Origin of the sequence: Exiguobacterium sp. s193 (assembly GCF_018618755.1) — a bacterium.
GTDB lineage: Bacteria > Bacillota > Bacilli > Exiguobacteriales > Exiguobacteriaceae > Exiguobacterium_A.
Map to the genome: position 1 here is coordinate 118818 of NZ_JACSMR010000007.1, position 17831 is coordinate 136648.

Sequence of the window (17831 nt, forward strand, 5' to 3'; positions counted from 1 at the left end):
ATATTAAGATGTTTTCTTCGTCCCCGCTTTTTCGGGGGCGTTTTTTAATTTCACTCCACTTTCCTACGCGCAGCAGATCACCAACGTTAAATAAATGTTAACTCATATCGACACAACAACTCGTGCAACCAATCATCTGACAGCTCCATCTTGTCTGCCGCCAGTGCTAAATCTTCAATCAGTTCATCTTCAGGAAAATACAAATGCAGTATCGACAGGCTGTCCTCAATGGTCGATGCAAAACTTTGATCCTTTACATTGATGTTTAAGTAAGCGCCACGGATCATTCGTTTAACAAGAGATCGTTTTTCCGTCTGAGTCATCTCGCCCGCCTTTAGTTTTTCATGAGCTTTACGCAACTGTGCAGCTAGCTCCCGATTTAAAGCACGACTGATCCGCACGTCCGGTTTCATATTTGGAAACTGATCAGATAGGTCGCAACCTTCGATGCATGAACAGACATGACGTATCCAGAAGCCCCATTCATACAGATTTTCAGGGCTGAGCACTGTATCAAGTATGCCTATGTCGTAATCAACTTTAATGATTTCAGGATGTCGCTTTAACAAATTTTGTGTTTCTTCTCTTAAAGAACCCATGCGAACGTCTTCTCTTAAAATCACCGTCAAATCTAAATCTGATTTTCCCACGACGGCTGTCCCGCGACCGATACTGCCATATACGTATACGCTGTGAAGTACTTCACCAAACTGTTTTTTCAATAAGTTTGTCACTTCTTCAATGACAGGTCGAAACCTCGCTTGGATACGCGTTTTACTCGTTTGATTCATAATATAGCCGGCTTCATCGGTGCCAAGTCGTGTAGGCAACTGCATGTCATCGACACCTCCAAATCAAATTTTAACATCGCTTACGGTAACCATTGGTAAATTGATACAATATTATATGGAATCAAAGAAGGCTGAGTTCAGATATGTCAGATAAAAATTATTCCTATTTGATAGAGGAAATCGAAAAGCTGAAATTTCACAATCAAACGTTACTGACTCTACTCGGAAATTTACAACCGGATGCAATGGAAAACACAACGATACATGAAGCTGTCATCTTATTCGATCTTTCAAAAAGTGATTTACGCGGGTTGAAGGACTTGATTATCAATTATGATCAAAACCGCTTTTCTTTTGAACAAAAAGCACTACTGATTAATCCTGTTTTCAGCAAAGATAACTTACTTTTCCTAGTGAAATCTTTCGTCACCTCAGAAATCCTTACTACTTTTGGAAATAAAATTTTGAATGATTACGAAGTAAAAACTGAATAACGTAAATCCGTTTAAAAGAAATTGGATAATGCGGGAGTCACTTTTTTCGATGCGCGATTCAACATCTGACGGATTTCATCTAACTACTACACTCTGTCGCGACAAAACAAAAAGATGTTACTTAATTTCTGCCAATACGCCATAATGATCGCTTGGAAGAACAGCATACTTGTCCAGCAACTTATCGCCGAATATTTTTACAGAATCTATTTGAAGACTTTTTAAAGGTGTTTTACTTTTTAAAAGAATCCAATCGTACCGTAACATTTTTTGTGAGATTTTTTCGCTATTTAGGTGAGTATTATTAGAGTAGTCTAAGGTTGGTTGAGCTTTAAATCCTTTTTTCTCATAACTTAATGCCACATCAAACCAATCATTATAGATTAAATATCTATGTGTATTAGAGTCAGGAAAATCGTTAAAATCACCACAAAGTATTTCGTAGGATTTTTGATTGTCGGAAATCCACTGGTTGACCGTCATGATTTGCTTTTGACGAATTTCTGGCGTCCTCCAATTTAAGTGAACATTAGTAATTCCATAGTCTAAGTCATCATGTTTAACGATTATTCTAATCGCACAGTAATTAGACTCATCTGTATCCGTATTCCAAATCATATCCGTTGATGTTATTGGAAATTTGCTTAAAAAAGCCAAACCCTCGTCTGGCGAATCCGGATATTCTTTAAAAATACAGTGGAATGATTTTAGTTCTTCACTTATACAGCGAGCTACGTTCATATTACTTTCTGCACTAATAAAAGTTTTCACTTCTTGAAGAGCAATTATGTCAGGATCTATTCTCTGGATTTCACCGCAAATAGCCTCTATCCTCTTTTCCCATTCGACCTGTTTGTTCCAAATATTAAAAGTGGCAATTTTCATCGTATTTCATCCTTGATTTGATTTGTTTTAAAGTTCAATAAGATAGCTTTCTTCCTCCATGATGGAGGTGACAACATCCTTCGGCTCTAAATGGGTAGTATCCAAAAAGTAAGAATGTTGATTTTTTTCTGAGAGAAAATCAGTTCTCAATATTTTTACCCGCTCCCCCATTTGTTCATTTTCGGATCGAGTTTTGTCACGATTTACATTGACGTTCTCATCCGTCCACAAAATGATGAATTTCATCTCAACATCTAACACGAACAATTCAGAAGCATGTGTACGGATATCTTCTAACGAAATTACCCAATCGATAATCACATCGAAATCAGACTTAATGAGGTTTTTTGTCAGTGCAATCAGGTTCGCCCACACGAGTTTTTTTGCTTGAACTGATTCCCAAGGTTTTTCATGGCCCGAAACTGGGAGGTGACTTATGAGATCACCAGAAATATAAGCACTTCTCTTGATTTTTTCAGCTAAAATGGTTGATGTCGTTGATTTCCCTACCCCTGCCGGACCTGATATGAAGTATATTTTGTTTGTCATTTCTTTTCTCCCTTTCGGTCAGGGGATTCAATGTATGTTTAATTGTCCTAACTCCTTGATGACTTGTTCAACTGCAAGTTTTGTCGTTTTCGGGTCTACTTTACTTAATTTGTTTTGTTGCACGGAAATCACTAAATTCCTATAGCTAATAAGTATTAAATCAGATTGATTCGCGAGTTTTTGATTCATTTTGTCATAACCCGAACTGCTGGAATACTGAATCATATCTTCGCCTATGTAGTGGTCGGTGTAGGCAAAATGGACCGACAACTGCGTCGTTTGTTTTTTGTCTTCAAAATATAAACTTTCTTGTGTCGAGGCACCATCACTCGTTCCATCAACGGTTAACCACTTTCTTTTACCAAAGCTTAATTCCTTGTCGATGATTGTGAAATCTGAACCCCGCGTACTTGCTTTTAGCTGAAATTGATCAATCTTCAAGTGTTCGTTCATGTGTGAAAACAGCTGTTCAAACTGATCATGATTCATGATTTGATTTTCATCTGTTTTTTGATTCGAAACCGTGACTTTTTTGTTTTCTGATTTAGGATTAGACGTTACAGCATCGTCCGTGCATCCCGCGACCAAAAAAGCACTTGTTAGTATTATTGAAAATCCCATTCTACCTCTCATTTTAATGCCTTCCCTTCATTCCCCTGCGTGACGAGTAAACTAATAAACATGCTATTGTCCTCAATTTTCTCCAATGCACGATTCAAATCCATTAGTTCAATCTGGTCATCAGAGCAAACTCATTCAAAATGATACTGATTCATGGCTATATCTGTTTAGAATCACTAATTAATTGCGAATCAGGTCATTGAATGGAATGGTTTCACTTCCATTTTTCGCGTAGTATTCAATCATTTCCGGCAGTTTCTTTTTATCGTAACTTGTGATCCCGTCCGTAATCACCGTCACGTCGTAATCCAGTTTACGTAAGTTAAAGCACGTTGATTTGACACAAGCCGTCGCATCCCCGCCGGTCAAATAAAAGCCGGTAATGTCATGTTGCGCAATGAATGCTGCGAAGGCTTCACTCGTTAAGGCGTTCCCCTTATATTTCGTGAAAATGTGATCCGACACGATCTTTAAATCAGGTGCCAACTCGGCACCGCGTGTTCCGGTCTTAAACGTTCTTGTCCCGGCCGACAAATTCTCGTGCCGGATATAGACCACGTGCATGTCCTGTTCGACCGCCCAATCAATTGACTGATTGATCGTCCCGATGACTTCTTTGTAGTTTTTTGTCATGTCATTTTGAATATCAATGACGACTAAGGCTTTCTTTTTCATGTAAATTCCTCCTGATCAATGAACGGCTTTTTAGTTTTGATGATGTTATGCTTCCGATTCGGATCGGGTAACGTACACTTGAGGTAAGAAGCAAATTCAAGGAGGCATTCCCCGTGACAGAAAAATACTATTTTGACGTCTTTCCTGAACTAATGAGCGAACGGCTGTTATTAAGAGAAATCCGATTAAGTGAAGCAAACCAGATGATTGAGATTACGGCCTACGATGGTCAACAGGCAGAAAACAGTCACGATGTCGTCCGAATCTTGAGTCAAATTGCTCTTGATTACATTAACGGGGACGGCATTACGTGGGGACTGTACTTAAAGTCGACCGGTGAATTCATCGGCAACTGCTGTTTTTGCCGCGGCTACAAAAACAATATTGCTGAGATCGGCTATGTCCTGAAACCGGACTTTCGCGGTCACGGCTATATGACGGAAGCCGTCAAGACCGTTACCCGGTTTGGACTGCAGGACATGAAAGTAACTAACGTCTTCGGATGAACGGATGATCTTCATTTTATGATAAAATTTAAACAAGACGCAGATGTCCGAACGCTGCACTGAAAAAACTCTGAAGTGGAGTGAGGCACATGAAAACAATCACGAAAATACTCCTTGGTGTCGTCATCGTCGGTATCCTAGCAATCAGTTGGTGGTTAGTCTCACCGCTTCTTTTTGATAAAGCCGTTGACGAAGGACTTCCCCCGACTTCCTCTGACGTCAAAACGGAAGAACAGGAACCAGACACTGAAGATGAAACGGAAGCTACGACACCTGGCACGCAGGAGGAAGAGCTTACGTTCTCCGGTAAATTCGTCGATGGAGAAAAAAACTATCAAACCTCAGGAACACTCAAAACGATTCAAGCAGATGACGGTCAGTATCTCCGGTTTGAGGATTTCAAGACGACGAACGGTCCAGATTTATTCGTTTATCTCATTCAACCGGGTATGGAACCAAAAGAAGGCATCAACTTAGGGGCTTTAAAAGGCAATACCGGCAATCAAAATTATGCCGTCCCTCAAGATGTCGATTTCACGAAGTACAATACCGTCGTGATTTGGTGCCGTGCCTTCAACGCCGATTTTGGTACAGCAGTATTGAAGACTAACAACGGGTAAATATTATGTAACCGATCCCCTCACCACTGATTCATTTCCAATCAGATGGTCGGGGGATTTTGTCTGGCTCAAAGTCACAGACGCCTGCCGGCTCACTTCGCCTTAAAGTTATAGAGCGGCTTGATGACTTTGAGTAACTCGACCGTATCTTCTGTGTTCTGGATGATTTCTTCCATCGGTTTATAGACGAATGGTGACTCATCACGCGTCGATTCGACGACGGAGCTCGACCAGACGTCCTGCATCGTCGTTTCAAACTCTTTGAGGTCAACGGATTTAAAGGCTTTCGAACGGGACATGATCCGTCCGGCTCCGTGGGGGGCAGAATAGTTCCAGTCCGGATTGCCTTTTCCTTTGACAATCAGTGAACCGTCTCGCATGTTCATTGGAATGATGGCGACTTCACCGGCTTGCGCCGAAATCGCGCCTTTGCGGAGAATCATCCGCTCGAGATCGATATAGTTGTGAATCGTATCGAATTGATCGGTCGCTGACCAGCCCATTGCTTCCAGGATGACGGCGGTCATCGCTTGACGGTTCAGTGCCGCATACGTTTGAGCGATTTTTAAGTCATGCAGGTAGTTGTCCATATCGGAACCGGACACGTACGCTAAATCTTTATTCGTTTCATTGAATTGACTCTTCAGCTCGACCAGAGTCGATTGGATGTCCTGCTCCCGTCCCTGATCTTTCAGTGAGGCGACGACCGACGCCGTATCGACGGTGAATTGTGAGCTTTCCGCCAACTTTTGATAATGCTCGGCAATCGTTTTTCCGAGGTTCCGGCTGCCGGAATGAATGACGAGATAGAGATTGTCTTCGTCGTCCGCGTTCAGCTCAATAAAGTGATTCCCGCCACCTAACGTACCAATCGACAATCGAGCCCGTGTTTCGTTGAACGGTGCCAACACCTGCTCAAACGGAATCTGTTCCGACAAGCGGTGCGGCTGATTGCGAACAGACATGCCGCTCGGAACCAGTGCCTGAATCGCAGCATCCAACTTCTCATAATCAACGCCGGCTGCTCCTTCACGGTTGATTTGTGTACATAACATGCCGCAGCCAATATCGACACCGACGAGATTCGGAACGACTTTATCGTGAATCCGCATCGTCGTTCCGATGACCGAGCCTTTGCCGGCGTGACAATCGGGCATGATGCGGACATTACCGTCGACAGCAATCTTTTCGTTCAACATCCCCGTCACTTGCTCTACCGTGATGTCATCGACATTCTGTGTAAAAATTTTCGCTTCACCGTACTTTCCACGAATCGTCTTCATATTGTTCTCCGCCCCTTCCTGTCTCTTGTTCAATTATCCTACAAAATTCCTTTTTTAACAATTTGTTCTTACTCCTGAACAATCGAGACCCATTGTTGGGTCAGCGCTGATTGACCGTCTTCCGTCAACCAGACAAGAGCTGTCGTACTCGTCGCGTCCGGTAACCGTTCCTGCACCAGTCCCGTCATGTCGAGCTCGCGGAGCGTACTTTCCGGCAACAGCGTCACCGCTTGTCCACACCGGACGAGTCCAATCAAGGTCAAGACGTCGGAACATGTTTCCTGCGAGACGACCCCGAACTGTTGGCTGAGCGTCTGAAAGACACCAAGTCCTTCCTGACTCGGAATGATCATATCGGCATCCGGAAAATCAGGATGATGGATCTGATAAAACGGTTCTTCTTCCATCCACTCGATCGTGACCCCCTGCGCCTCAATCGGCAGCCGGACGAGTGCTACGTCAATCGCATGATCCTTCAAACGATCGATCAAGGCGGCGGACTCGCCCTGATGAATCTGTAACGTAATCCGCGGATATCGTCGTTTCATCTCTCTGACCCATCCCGTCAAGCGACCGGCAGACAACGTATTGACGCCAATCCGTAAAATTCCGGTCCGTCCTTCCTTGATGTCACTGACTTCAATCCGCGTTTCCACTTCGTAGCGTAACAGCGAAACGGCCCGTTCATAGAGCCGCTCACCGCTGGCCGTAATCCGGATGCCGCGTCCCGCCCGTTCAATCAGCCGTACACCAAGCAACTCTTCCATCTTGCGAATTTGTTGCGTCAACGCAGGCTGTGCCATCCGCAGTCGTTCCGCCGCCCGTGTGACCGATTGTTCTTCGACGACCGCACAAAAATACCGATATTGGCGTAAATCCATATTCATCATCTCTTTCATATGTTTTCAGTCATAAATATATATGAATCATAACATCAATCATATGATACGATGCTGAAATCAACGATTTTTAAAGGAGACGATTTTTGTGAAACGTACGACGTCCACGGTCCAGTGGATTATTTTCTTATTAGCCAATACGATTGCCTTGCCGATCGTCGTCGCGAGTCTGTTCGACCTCTCGAGTGTCGAGACGGCTGCACTTGTTCAACGCTCGTTCTTTGTCGGCGGGATTGCCTGTTTTCTCCATGGTGTGTTTGGTCACCGGTTACCGATCGTATCCGGTCCGGCCGGCTCATGGGTCAGCATCTTTGTTGTCATCGCCGCTCTGCCGGTCGATTCAAAAACGGCGTTCACGATTGCGATGGCCGCTGTCGTCATCGCCGGTGTTGTCTTGATTTTGCTCGGGTTGACCGGATGGACGCGCTTTTTATTACCGGTCTTCACGCCGCTCGTCAGCGGCACGTTTTTACTTTTATTATGTATCCAACTGACCGGTGTCATGCTCGGTGCCGTTCTCGCCGTCGAAGCGACACGTCTTGCCGGAATATTGACCTTCCTGCTTGTCCTCGGACTGAGCCAGTTTGGTCCGGCACGGCTCCGTCCGTTCGCTTTGATGATCGGCATCGTCGTCGGCTGGTTGGTCAGTCGTCCGTCACTTCCAGAATCATCTGGTGTCTTTTCCGTTCCGACCGCCTTACCGTTCGGGATGCCTCAATTTGACGGCAGTGCCTTTCTCGTCGCGATTCCGTTTGCGATTCTTTTAATCGTCAACTTGATTGCTGCGTTAAGTGCCGTCGAAGCGACGATTCAGAAAAAAGGTGCCCTGCATCAGGGGCTGACCGTCGAAGGGATCATTCACTTGATCGCGGCGACGTTCTCGACGCTCGTTCCGGTTCCCTTGCCGATTACGAGTGGCTTTATCGCCCAGACAGGCACTAAAGACCGCCGACCGTTTTTGATGGCCTCACTCGTCATCGCCTTGGTCGGTTTTTTCCCGAGTATCATCGGCATCATCGCCACACTACCACGCAGTGTTGCCAGTGCGGCGTTGCTCGCCACGTTACCACATATGTTCCTGATTGCCTGGCAGTCGGCTGAAAGCAGTATGACGACCAGCCGTCGCAAACACGCCTTTGCGATTTGTGCGGTCATCGGGATCAGCATTCTGTTGCAATCGACGGTCCTGGCAGAAATCCTGCCACTGACGTTACGTCCGTTCTTCAGTAACGGCTTATTGATCGGAACAATGCTTGTGCTTGGGTTTGAAGTCATCGAACGGTTGCGTTCACGACGTGAAACTAAATCAGAACGGATTGCCGGCTGACGTATCTAAAAACACAACATCCCCGTTCTCTCGCAATAAGCGAAAGAACGGGGATGTTTTTTGTATCGAATTAATTCAAGCACAGTGATTTAAAACTTTAACCATAATCTATTTAATCTGAAGCATATGTGCAGCACTGTGTTCAATTGAATGTCCATCATCTGTTATCAAGTAAACGCCTTTAGCATGAAAGGTTGTTTCTTTTATATATCCGATAATTTTTTCCTGAAGCAAGTACTCGTGATCTTCGGGAAAGTGTTCTAATGTAAATATCGTCGTAGAAAAAATCAATGTCACATCGTCATAGTTTTTTTGAGATTTTTTGATGATATTCTGCTTTGTCTTTTCAAGAAAGATATTTCTTTTCTCCTCAAGAGACTCTAAACTGCTTAACCGTGATTGCCATCTTCCGACTTCATTTAATTTCTGTGAAATTTTTGTATCTTCTTGCCCGTCTATGTACGAACTCACTTCAAATTTCTCAATTGTTCCGTCAGATCTTTTCATCAAAAAATCGTACCCTTGGTTTCCTAAAATAACTTTTATTTGTGCGTCTTTAGGAAAGAACGTCGACATTGAAAAAATATAGGCTGGAGTAAACTCTTCGCAAAATTCTTTAAAGCGACCTTTTTTTAATCTTAACAGTTTCAAAATTGAAGAATCTCTTTTAGCTTGAGTAATTATAAACTTGTAATAGGTCGACATTTCTTCAGCATTTCTATATTGAGACAAGTCATCCAACAAACTCAATTGTTCTTTCAAAATTAATCTCCCCTTTCAAAAAAGATGAGTACATCTAACAAAAAAAACGAGAACGATTAAAAATCATTCTCGTCTCAGGCTGTAGACAAACTCTTATGAAGCGTAAACATGCGATATCGAGAGCCCGTTCGTTCGCGCTTCCCTGTCTCGCCTCGTCTTCAAAGCGGCAATCTTCCGCGCCGCTACAGCAAAGCTGCAGGGTCGCGACCGATTGCTTTTCGCTTTAAAAGCGATTCGAGACGGATTGCGCTCTAAAGCGTCTGCATGACTGAATTTCCGTCATGGTATTACCTGAAAAGCGTCACGTTTCGTTGACTCCTACGGGAAAAAGTGCGTTTTTAACGCACTTTCAGAGGCGGGCAAGACCCTGCTCGTTGTCCGTGAGGATCAAGGAGCAACGGCTTGCGCCTCGCCCGAGGAAAGCAACGAAAAAAGGCGCTTAACCTCCCGATAGCATTTTGTCTACAGTCTTAAACGAGAACGATTAAAAATCATTCTCGTCTTAGAAGCCTTTTTGTTAAACTCGGCTTCTTCCCGTGACTCCTACAGGAAAAAAGACGAGTTTCACTTCACTTCACCGGACTTCGCGCCACCATTTACGGGTCTGACTCGCAACCGTAACGCTCTCACCGATCATCGGTGTCACGACCGGTACGTCATGTTTCGCTGCTTCCTTCAACAGCCGTTCGACCGGTTCGTACCACGGATGAAACGCCAGCGTAAACGCCGACCAGTGGACAGGAATCATCACGTCCCCTTTGACGTCGAGATGTGCCGCGAGTGTCTGCTCCGGTAACATGTGTGAACTGGACCAACGGGTATCGTATTGCCCGCACTCCATGATCGTCAAGTCAAACGGACCGTATTGTTCTCCAATCGTCTTGAAGTGCGGACCGTAGCCGCTGTCGCCGCTGAAAAAGACTTTCTTCGACCCTTCAATCACCCATGACGCCCAAAGCGTCGAAAATTGATCAAGCCCGTTTCGTCCCGAATAATGCCGGGCCGGTGTCGCCGTCAGGCGAAGACCATTCGTCTCAATCGATTCGTGCCAATCAAGTTCCGTAATCCGATTTGCGTCGACGCCCCAGCCTTTCAGGCGGCTGCCGACACCAAGCGGAACAATGAATCGGCCGACCCGGTCTTTTAATGCCAGGACCGAATGATAATCCAAATGGTCATAATGGTCATGCGAATAGATGACGAGATCGATCGGCGGCAAGGCATCAAGGTCGACCGGTGCCGTCGTCTGGAACCGTCTGCCTCCGACTTTCGGGAACGGTGACGGCGCACGTCCGAGCATCGGATCAAAGAAAATCGTCTGTTGATCGAGTTCAAGCAGGAACGCCGAATGCCCGAACCAGGTCACACGCGGTTCTGTCCCGTCCGTCCGCTGTTCAAACGGTTTGACCGGTAACGGTTTGACCGGTTTTAAAGACGGCAATTTCCGCCCATAATCTTTTAAGATACTTTTCATCGTGTCCCATTCCATTTTCAACTGGAATGGCAGTTCATTTTGAAACTTTCCATTTTTGAACTGGGCGGATCGTCTGTAATCCTGTTGCTCGGCTTTAGATGGTCGGCGGCCGAACAACGGATAACGTCTCATGAAGACCGTTCCGAGTAATGCGATTCCTGCCAATGTAGCAACTGTTTTTTTCATGGTTTCACCTCTTCAATAAGTGCTTTCAGTATAGCACCCGTCCTTTTTTAGCGGTAGCGAAGACACTTCTAGAATTAAAAAACACGGATGGCTGTTTGATCAAAGCCAATCCGTGTCCATCCCTTATTTATTTAAATCATCCGCGTCCCATTTCGTCCGCGTACTTTTTTCGTGATTCGCATCCTGCTCCGACTCATAGTCATTGACGCCAGGATTTTCGACTTTCCCTCCGTGACGATCTTCCGTGTGGTCATGACGATGCCCATGGTCGTGGTCGTGATTGTGGTCATGATTGTGGTCGTGATCGTCCCGTTCTTTGACGAACAAGGCGATACCGCCACGCTCGACTTCTTCATAATGTTTTGCCGCTTCATCGTCCGAATGCCCGACGCGTTTCAATGTCTCGCGTAACGGTGGTTCCTTGCTGAACTTCGCTTTCATTTCATCGATCCAAGACGCACCCGATGTCTCTTCGGCCGCTTCATCCTGTCCGACGACTGAAAAGTCGGAGTCCTTATGTCCCTGTTCTTTTAAAGCATGCATCTTTTGTTCCAAGCTGGATTGATCATGAAAAACGCCTACGAATTTTTTCGCCATCGTTACCACCATCCCTCTCACAAAATGTATGAATCGAACCACTTCCCTTTTTTACCCATGTTCTTCTGAACCAAAACAGCGAAGCAAAAAAAAAGAGCTGATTCGCTGATGCGAAAAAGCTCTTTCCTTCAATCAGTCATTCAATTGTTGTGGTGAATCGACTAATGTGATTGTTCCTTCATTTTTTTGGACGAAGCGTTCGTAGACGAAATCGTTCGCAAAGAGGAGAACCGGGTTTTCCCAACGGTCGTAGACGAGAACTGTCCGTGAATCCGTCAATTTCTTCACGTCATTGATTTCTGTCACCTTGACCCACTTCGCGACCTGGAAGTTCGCCGCATCTTTTAAGATATCGACGCCATACTCCCCTTTGAGGCGGTGTTCGAATACTTCGAACTGCAGTTGACCGATTGCACCGAGGATGACCTCGTTGTATTCCGTCTTGTAGACTTGAATTGCTCCTTCTTGCGCCAATTGTTCAATCCCTTTTTGGAACTGTTTCGACTTCAAGGCATTTTTCGTAAAGACCTTCAAGAATAATTCCGGTGCGAATGTCGGCAAGGCTTCGTATTGGAGTGACGGATCACCATTCGTGATCGTATCACCAATTTGATAGTTGCCCGAGTCATACAGTCCGATGACGTCTCCGGCAAACGCTTCGTTGACCGTTTCCCGCTCATCTGCCATGAACTGGGTCGATTGCGACAATTTCATTTTCTTACCCGTCCGCGTCAGGACAACATCCATCCCACGGTCGAATTTCCCGGTACAGATGCGGATAAAGGCAATCCGGTCCCGGTGGTTCGGGTTCATGTTCGCTTGAATCTTAAAGACGAACCCGCTAAAGAAGTCTTGTGCCGGTTCGATTTTCCCTATGTTCGATTCCCGTGGTGTCGGTGACGGAGACAAGTTAAGGTAATGTTCGAGCAGTGGTGTAACACCAAAGTCGACGAGTGCTGAACCGAAAAAGACCGGTGTCAGTTCACCTTTTGCAATCAATTCCTCGTCATAGGCATTACCGGCACCATCGAGTAAATCGACTTCGTCGACGAGCGTGTCGTACATTTCATTGTTGATTGAAGCAGCGAGTTCGTCGTTTGCGAGTCCCTCTTCCCCCAGTTCAATCGTCTTCCGGTCCTGTTTGAAGCAGTGGAACTTCTCGTTGACCCGGTCGTAGACTCCTTCGAACTGTTGTCCCGACCCTGCCGGCCACGTGACAGCAACCGACGGGATGCCGAGGACTTCTTCAAGCTCTTCCATCAATTCGAGCGGATCGCGTGCTTGGCGGTCCATTTTGTTGATGAATGTAAAAATTGGAATACCGCGCATCCGACAGACTTGGAAAAGTTTTTTTGTCTGTGACTCAATCCCTTTTGCCGCATCAATGACCATGATTGCTGAGTCGACGGCTGTCAGGATCCGGTACGTATCTTCCCCGAAGTCCGAGTGACCCGGTGTATCCATGATGGAGACGATTTTTTTGTCATATTCGAATTGCATGACCGATGATGTCACCGAGATCCCACGTTGTTTCTCGATTTCCATCCAGTCGGATTTGGCGAATTTTGAATTTTTCCGGGCTTTAACTGATCCCGCTTCCCGAATCGCGCCTCCGTGGAGTAAGAATTTTTCTGTTAATGTCGTTTTCCCGGCATCCGGGTGGGAGATGATACCGAAAATCCGGCGTTTCTCGACTTCAGTTTGTAGTTTTGTCATGTATGGTAAGTCCCTTCACGATAATTTCAATAGTTGTAACCAGCTCATTTTTCGCAACTAATCTATCATACCGAATTTTCAGCTATTCGTCTATTTCACATGATTGACTTAATTTTCAGATTTCTAGTTGACAATTCGCCCTGATGTTCTATACGATGACGAGGAAGTTAACTAACTAGAAGGAGGAGACGTACACATGAAACAGCCACAAGCACAGCGACAGATTCAGGTATCAAACTCATCTGCGATCATTGTACGTCACCCAATCGTTTAATTTTTTAAAATTAAGCAGGGTGTGCGTATGCGTATACGTACATGCTGCCCCCTTATATCAGGACGGGTATGCCCATATTTGTGCGTATCCGTCTTTTCTATTGTCTAAAAACGGAATAATAAGGGGTTTTATTTATGTTCAACTCATTAAAAATGCTCGACCGTAACATCTGGATCCGGTTCGTCGGGGAAACGCTGACCGGTATCATGATGTTCATGATTGCACCTTTTCTTGTACTCTATTACGCCGATCAGCTCGATTCGTATCTCCTCGTCGGGGTCATCATGGCGATTGGTCCGATCTCCGCATTGTTCGGGTCGTTCCTCGGGGGACATCTCGCGGATCGCTACGGCCGTAAACCGTTGATGGTCATCGCCATCGTCGGTGATGCGCTCGCCTTGATCGGTTTTACGTTCGCCGATACGTTTTGGCCGTTGCTTCTCTTAAATGCGACGCTCGGCCTGACGAACTCTTTGTTCCACCCGGCAGCGAGCGCGATGGTCGCCGATGTCACACCACCGGAACGGTTGAATGAATCGTTTGGTCTCTTACGGATGGGGCATAACATCGGTGCCGCGTTCGGTCCATTGATTGGTAGTGCCGTTCTCTTCATCGATCGATCCTTGATTTTCTACGGAGCGGCTATTGTTTATGTACTTTATGCCCTCGTCCTCCTGCTGTTCATCGGCGAGACGAAACCTGAAAAAATCGAGCATCCGGTGGATACGCCACAACTCTCTTCACTGACCGTCTTACGGAAAGACCATGTCTTTTTAATCTTCATTGCGGCTGGTGTCTTCATCTCGATGGGCTTCACGCTCGTTGAAAACATGTTACCCGTCTTCTTAAAAGAAGCTTTACCGGGATTACCGGACGAAAAAAATCCTTTCCCGTACATGATGGGACTGAACGGCATCATGGTCGTCTTGTTCCAGTTTCCGATTGCCGCGAAGCTATCCGGGAAATCGTTCGGGAAAGTCATGTTACTTGGGGCAAGCATCTTCGGGTTCGGCATGATTTTACTTGCTTTCATCCCGTCGTATGTCTTCTCGCTCGGAACGGATTATATTTTCGTCGTCATCCTTTTGCTCGTCATCTACGCCCTCTACACAATCGGCGAAATGATCATGTCACCGGTCCAAATGACGTTCATCGCTTTGATCGCGCCCGTTCATTTACGGGGAACGTATAACGGTGCTGCGAGCGTCCAGTGGTTGATTGGCGGCGTGACGGCTCCGCTCCTCGGTTCGCTGTTCCTTGAATCCGGTCACGGCGACTATGCGCTCGGCGCCATCGGGATTGCGTGTTGTTTATCCGGACTCGTCTACTTGGCACTCGATCGGTCGATTCGCCGCGCGAAACGATTGTCCGAGTCGGCGTAAGGTGAATAGTATGAATGAAGAAGTTGGTAGTGAACTAAAAAAAATACTAAGTAGTTGCTGATTCTCTTACGAGTCTTCGTTTCGTACGATAATCAACTCCTACCACTTGCTTTAGCCTGTTCCCGTAAAAACTAAAAAGACAAGCGATCTAGATTCTAATCAAATCAATCGCTTGTCTTTTTATTTACCTTTTAATGATTTTGTCCATACATTCGATTCATTCGTTAAAGCGGCAAGTTTCGTTTTCGGAAGAAGAAGATGGCGAGCCCATAACTCAGTAGACCGATTAATCCAAGGATGACGACGGAGACTAAGACGTCCCCCTCTCCACTGGCGATTTTTCCCGGTTCGTATCGTGAAAAGGGTGTGAAATGCCGAATCCAATCGATTTTTGTGACGATTTTGCCCATCATGTTCATCCCGTAAAACAAAAAAGTCACACCACCGGCGACCGCAAATGCATTTTTTTCATCATTGAACAAACAAGAAATCAAGAATGAATAACCGCTGATTGCCAAAAATAAACAAAATCCAACAGCATTAATCTGGAAAAATTCTGTAAGTGCGATCCGCTCTGTATCGATCAAAAACCGCGCCGCGAGCGCCCCGCCCGCAAACGTCAAGACATGAATCACAAGTTGGCCACTGATTAAAACGAGCATCTGTGTCACGATGACCGCCGTCCGCGAAACCCGCGTCGACAAGAGGTACGCCATCGAACCGCGGTCGACAAGCCGGGCGACGAGTTGAATCGCGACCATCACACTAAAGACACCTAGAATCAGAAGATAAAACAGCCCATAGTATTCGGCTGAGATGAATTGACCGTAGTTGCTGATCGACTCCATTCCAAGTGCACGCATCATTCCATCTGGCAACATCTTCATCATGTCATCAATCTGAGCCATATTGTCGTCGAGTAACGGGAACAAGGATGTGATTAACGAGACGTAGACCGCTGAACCAATCCCAAAACCGAGGAATATCTTTAAATGGAGCTGCATCATGTGGCGATAAAGGGCAAGGTTCATGACTCCGCCTCCTCTTGATCATAATAATCCATGAAGATTTGTTCCAAGCTTTGGTCATCGGCACTGATGTTTTTGACGTGATATGATCCAAGCGTCTGAATCAGTAAATCATAATTTCCTTGTAAATCGACCCGGACCGTCCGCTCGTCCATCCGTTTTGTCGTCAGCGCGGACGAAAGCAACGCTTCGACTGCGACTTCATCGCCGAGCGTGACGTTAAATGATTTTCGTTGCATCGTCTGCAACTCATGGATATTTTTCGTCGCGACGATTTTACCGTCGCGTATAATCGCTGCCCGGTCGCACGTCCGCTCGATTTCCGCAAAACTATGGGACGACATCAAAAATGTCTTTCCACGCGCTTTTTCTTCGAGGACGAGTTCGATGAACACATGTTGCATCAATGGGTCGAGTCCTGACGTCGGCTCGTCGAGAATATAAATCGCCGGGTCGTGCATGAATGTCGCAACGATGCCGACCTTTTGTTTCATTCCTTTTGACATCTTGCGAATCGGTATGTCCGGGTCGAATTGGAGTTTTCTAATCAACTCAGCACGTCTACTCGGATTATGTGTCTCTTGCATACCAGCCATCATGTTGAGGAATGAGAGTCCCGTCATTCCATCAAGGAACGCCATTTCGCCGGGTAAATAGCCGACGTGACTCCGCGCTTCCGACTGATTGACCCACGTATCAAGTCCTTTTATCGTCGCTCTTCCGTGTTGCGGTTTCATGTATCCCATCAAATGACGAATCGTCGTTGATTTTCCACTACCGTTCGGTCCGAGAAATCCGAACACTTCGCCTTCTTCCACGTTGATCGTGACACCAAATATACCTTTCCCGCTTGAAAACTGTTGTGTCAAGTTTTCGATGTTAATCATGTCATCCCTCCTAAATTATGAAATATAACCGCATATATATTACATTAATTTTATACTGCTGATTTTTTTAAGTCAATGATATAATGAACTATAAAGACTATTATATTTCATTATTATTGTGATAATAGGAGGACGATTATGAATGGATTTGAAAAACGAACCGCAGAAATCAAACAACGCATCCGGCAAGCGACACTCGACTTATTGATGACGTCCGATCCAAAAAGCCTACGTATCTCAGATATCGTCCAGCATGCCCATGTTTCACAAGTGACGATTTATAAGCATTTCGAAAGCAAAGAGAACCTCATCCACGAGACGATTCAAGAATGGTACATTAAAATGATGGAAGAAACGGAAGCTTACCTAACAGGAGATTTCTCCTTTCAAGAAAAATTATCGTATATCCTGCTTCAAAAAAAGCAATCCTTCGAAAAATTCCCAATGGAGAAACTCAACAGTTTGCTCTCACAAGATAAGACGATGAGCGCATTTACAGAAAGAATGTATCAAGAATCCACACTCCCTCTGATGCTCGCTTTGATTGACCAGGGAAAAAAAGAAGGCATGATTCATCATACTTTCTCATCACCTCTCATCATGTTCTACATGAATCTGTTTATGGGACAGGCTGACGCATTCACAGGACTTGCGGATAGCTACGCTGACAAAAATCATTTTATTGATGAGGTGATTCAACTCTTTTTTTATGGGGTTGCTGGCAAACCACATTAATCCGTTTTTAGTGTGACGAATTGTAATATTAAGTGCAACACCTAACTGAAAACACAAAAAACCCATAACGACCTCGTGTAGAATAAAGCTACCACACCACATTCAACGGAGGATTCGTTATGAGCTATGTTCATCTTACC

The 17831-nt window shown here is 45.3% G+C and carries 19 protein-coding genes; 6 read left to right on the top strand and 13 right to left on the bottom strand.

Annotated features, from left to right (window positions below; translation table 11 throughout):
* Positions 1 to 86 precede the first annotated feature (86 nt).
* Entirely contained in the window at positions 87 to 836 is a 750-nt protein-coding gene (locus KNQ04_RS10420; protein WP_214850453.1) for a nucleotidyltransferase domain-containing protein, read from the bottom strand.
* A 98-nt stretch (positions 837 to 934) separates the two neighbouring features.
* Between KNQ04_RS10420 and KNQ04_RS10425 the strand changes: the two genes are divergently transcribed.
* Positions 935 to 1285: a hypothetical protein gene (locus tag KNQ04_RS10425; protein WP_214850455.1), complete on the top strand. Its 351-nt coding sequence runs from the start codon at positions 935 to 937 to the stop codon at positions 1283 to 1285.
* Positions 1286 to 1402: 117 nt separating this feature from the next.
* Here the strand turns inward: KNQ04_RS10425 and KNQ04_RS10430 are convergent, their stop codons facing one another.
* The 4 genes from KNQ04_RS10430 to KNQ04_RS10445 all read right to left on the bottom strand — a co-directional run bounded on the left by KNQ04_RS10430 (position 1403) and on the right by KNQ04_RS10445 (position 4015).
* On the bottom strand, positions 1403 to 2170 hold the full coding sequence (locus KNQ04_RS10430) for an endonuclease/exonuclease/phosphatase family protein (RefSeq protein ID WP_214850459.1): 768 nt from the start codon (positions 2168 to 2170) through the stop codon (positions 1403 to 1405).
* Positions 2171 to 2197: 27 nt separating this feature from the next.
* A complete protein-coding gene (locus tag KNQ04_RS10435) occupies positions 2198 to 2719 on the bottom strand; it encodes an AAA family ATPase (protein WP_214850461.1) in 522 nt (173 codons plus the stop codon).
* A 27-nt stretch (positions 2720 to 2746) separates the two neighbouring features.
* Positions 2747 to 3352, bottom strand: a complete 606-nt coding sequence (locus tag KNQ04_RS10440) for a hypothetical protein (RefSeq protein WP_214850462.1) — start codon at positions 3350 to 3352, stop codon at positions 2747 to 2749.
* Between the two features lie 168 nt (positions 3353 to 3520).
* A complete protein-coding gene (locus KNQ04_RS10445) occupies positions 3521 to 4015 on the bottom strand; it encodes a cysteine hydrolase family protein (RefSeq protein ID WP_214850463.1) in 495 nt (164 codons plus the stop codon).
* A 113-nt stretch (positions 4016 to 4128) separates the two neighbouring features.
* Here KNQ04_RS10445 and KNQ04_RS10450 point away from each other — a divergent pair, with 113 nt between their 5' ends.
* Complete coding sequence (locus tag KNQ04_RS10450) at positions 4129 to 4521, top strand: GNAT family N-acetyltransferase (RefSeq protein ID WP_353049718.1); 393 nt, start codon at positions 4129 to 4131, stop codon at positions 4519 to 4521.
* Between the two features lie 89 nt (positions 4522 to 4610).
* Positions 4611 to 5141, top strand: a complete 531-nt coding sequence (locus KNQ04_RS10455; RefSeq protein WP_214850464.1) for a DM13 domain-containing protein — start codon at positions 4611 to 4613, stop codon at positions 5139 to 5141.
* 92 nt (positions 5142 to 5233) lie between these two features.
* Here KNQ04_RS10455 and KNQ04_RS10460 read toward each other — a convergent pair whose 3' ends face one another.
* Both KNQ04_RS10460 and KNQ04_RS10465 read right to left on the bottom strand, forming a co-directional pair.
* Positions 5234 to 6424, bottom strand: a complete 1191-nt coding sequence (locus KNQ04_RS10460) for an RtcB family protein (protein ID WP_214850467.1) — start codon at positions 6422 to 6424, stop codon at positions 5234 to 5236.
* Between the two features lie 68 nt (positions 6425 to 6492).
* Complete coding sequence (locus KNQ04_RS10465; protein WP_214850470.1) at positions 6493 to 7305, bottom strand: LysR family transcriptional regulator; 813 nt, start codon at positions 7303 to 7305, stop codon at positions 6493 to 6495.
* 106 nt (positions 7306 to 7411) lie between these two features.
* Here KNQ04_RS10465 and KNQ04_RS10470 point away from each other — a divergent pair, with 106 nt between their 5' ends.
* Positions 7412 to 8650 (top strand): purine/pyrimidine permease, encoded by a 1239-nt coding sequence (locus KNQ04_RS10470; RefSeq protein WP_214850472.1) that lies wholly within the window; start codon positions 7412 to 7414, stop codon positions 8648 to 8650.
* Positions 8651 to 8758: 108 nt separating this feature from the next.
* On the opposite strand, the gene KNQ04_RS10475 is transcribed toward KNQ04_RS10470, so the two are convergent.
* The 4 genes from KNQ04_RS10475 to KNQ04_RS10490 all read right to left on the bottom strand — a co-directional run bounded on the left by KNQ04_RS10475 (position 8759) and on the right by KNQ04_RS10490 (position 13385).
* Positions 8759 to 9412 (bottom strand): hypothetical protein, encoded by a 654-nt coding sequence (locus KNQ04_RS10475; protein WP_214850475.1) that lies wholly within the window; start codon positions 9410 to 9412, stop codon positions 8759 to 8761.
* 574 nt (positions 9413 to 9986) lie between these two features.
* Positions 9987 to 11072 carry an MBL fold metallo-hydrolase gene (locus KNQ04_RS10480; protein ID WP_214850477.1) on the bottom strand — a complete coding sequence of 362 codons (1086 nt, stop codon included), beginning with the start codon at positions 11070 to 11072 and terminating at the stop codon, positions 9987 to 9989.
* 123 nt (positions 11073 to 11195) lie between these two features.
* Positions 11196 to 11669, bottom strand: coding sequence for a general stress protein (locus KNQ04_RS10485; protein WP_251136992.1), 474 nt, complete (start codon positions 11667 to 11669; stop codon positions 11196 to 11198).
* Positions 11670 to 11801: 132 nt separating this feature from the next.
* The gene (locus tag KNQ04_RS10490; protein ID WP_214850482.1) at positions 11802 to 13385 is read right to left on the bottom strand and encodes a peptide chain release factor 3; all 1584 of its coding nucleotides are present in this window, start codon (positions 13383 to 13385) and stop codon (positions 11802 to 11804) included.
* Positions 13386 to 13793: 408 nt separating this feature from the next.
* Here KNQ04_RS10490 and KNQ04_RS10495 point away from each other — a divergent pair, with 408 nt between their 5' ends.
* The gene (locus KNQ04_RS10495) at positions 13794 to 15041 is read left to right on the top strand and encodes an MDR family MFS transporter (RefSeq protein WP_214850494.1); all 1248 of its coding nucleotides are present in this window, start codon (positions 13794 to 13796) and stop codon (positions 15039 to 15041) included.
* 224 nt (positions 15042 to 15265) lie between these two features.
* Here KNQ04_RS10495 and KNQ04_RS10500 read toward each other — a convergent pair whose 3' ends face one another.
* Positions 15266 to 16072, bottom strand: a complete 807-nt coding sequence (locus KNQ04_RS10500; protein WP_214850496.1) for an ABC transporter permease subunit — start codon at positions 16070 to 16072, stop codon at positions 15266 to 15268.
* Positions 16069 to 16956, bottom strand: coding sequence for an ABC transporter ATP-binding protein (locus tag KNQ04_RS10505; protein ID WP_214850498.1), 888 nt, complete (start codon positions 16954 to 16956; stop codon positions 16069 to 16071). The genes KNQ04_RS10500 and KNQ04_RS10505 overlap by 4 nt, the downstream gene beginning before the upstream one ends.
* Positions 16957 to 17094: 138 nt before the next feature.
* Here KNQ04_RS10505 and KNQ04_RS10510 point away from each other — a divergent pair, with 138 nt between their 5' ends.
* Positions 17095 to 17691, top strand: a complete 597-nt coding sequence (locus KNQ04_RS10510) for a TetR/AcrR family transcriptional regulator (protein WP_214850499.1) — start codon at positions 17095 to 17097, stop codon at positions 17689 to 17691.
* Positions 17692 to 17831 lie beyond the last annotated feature (140 nt).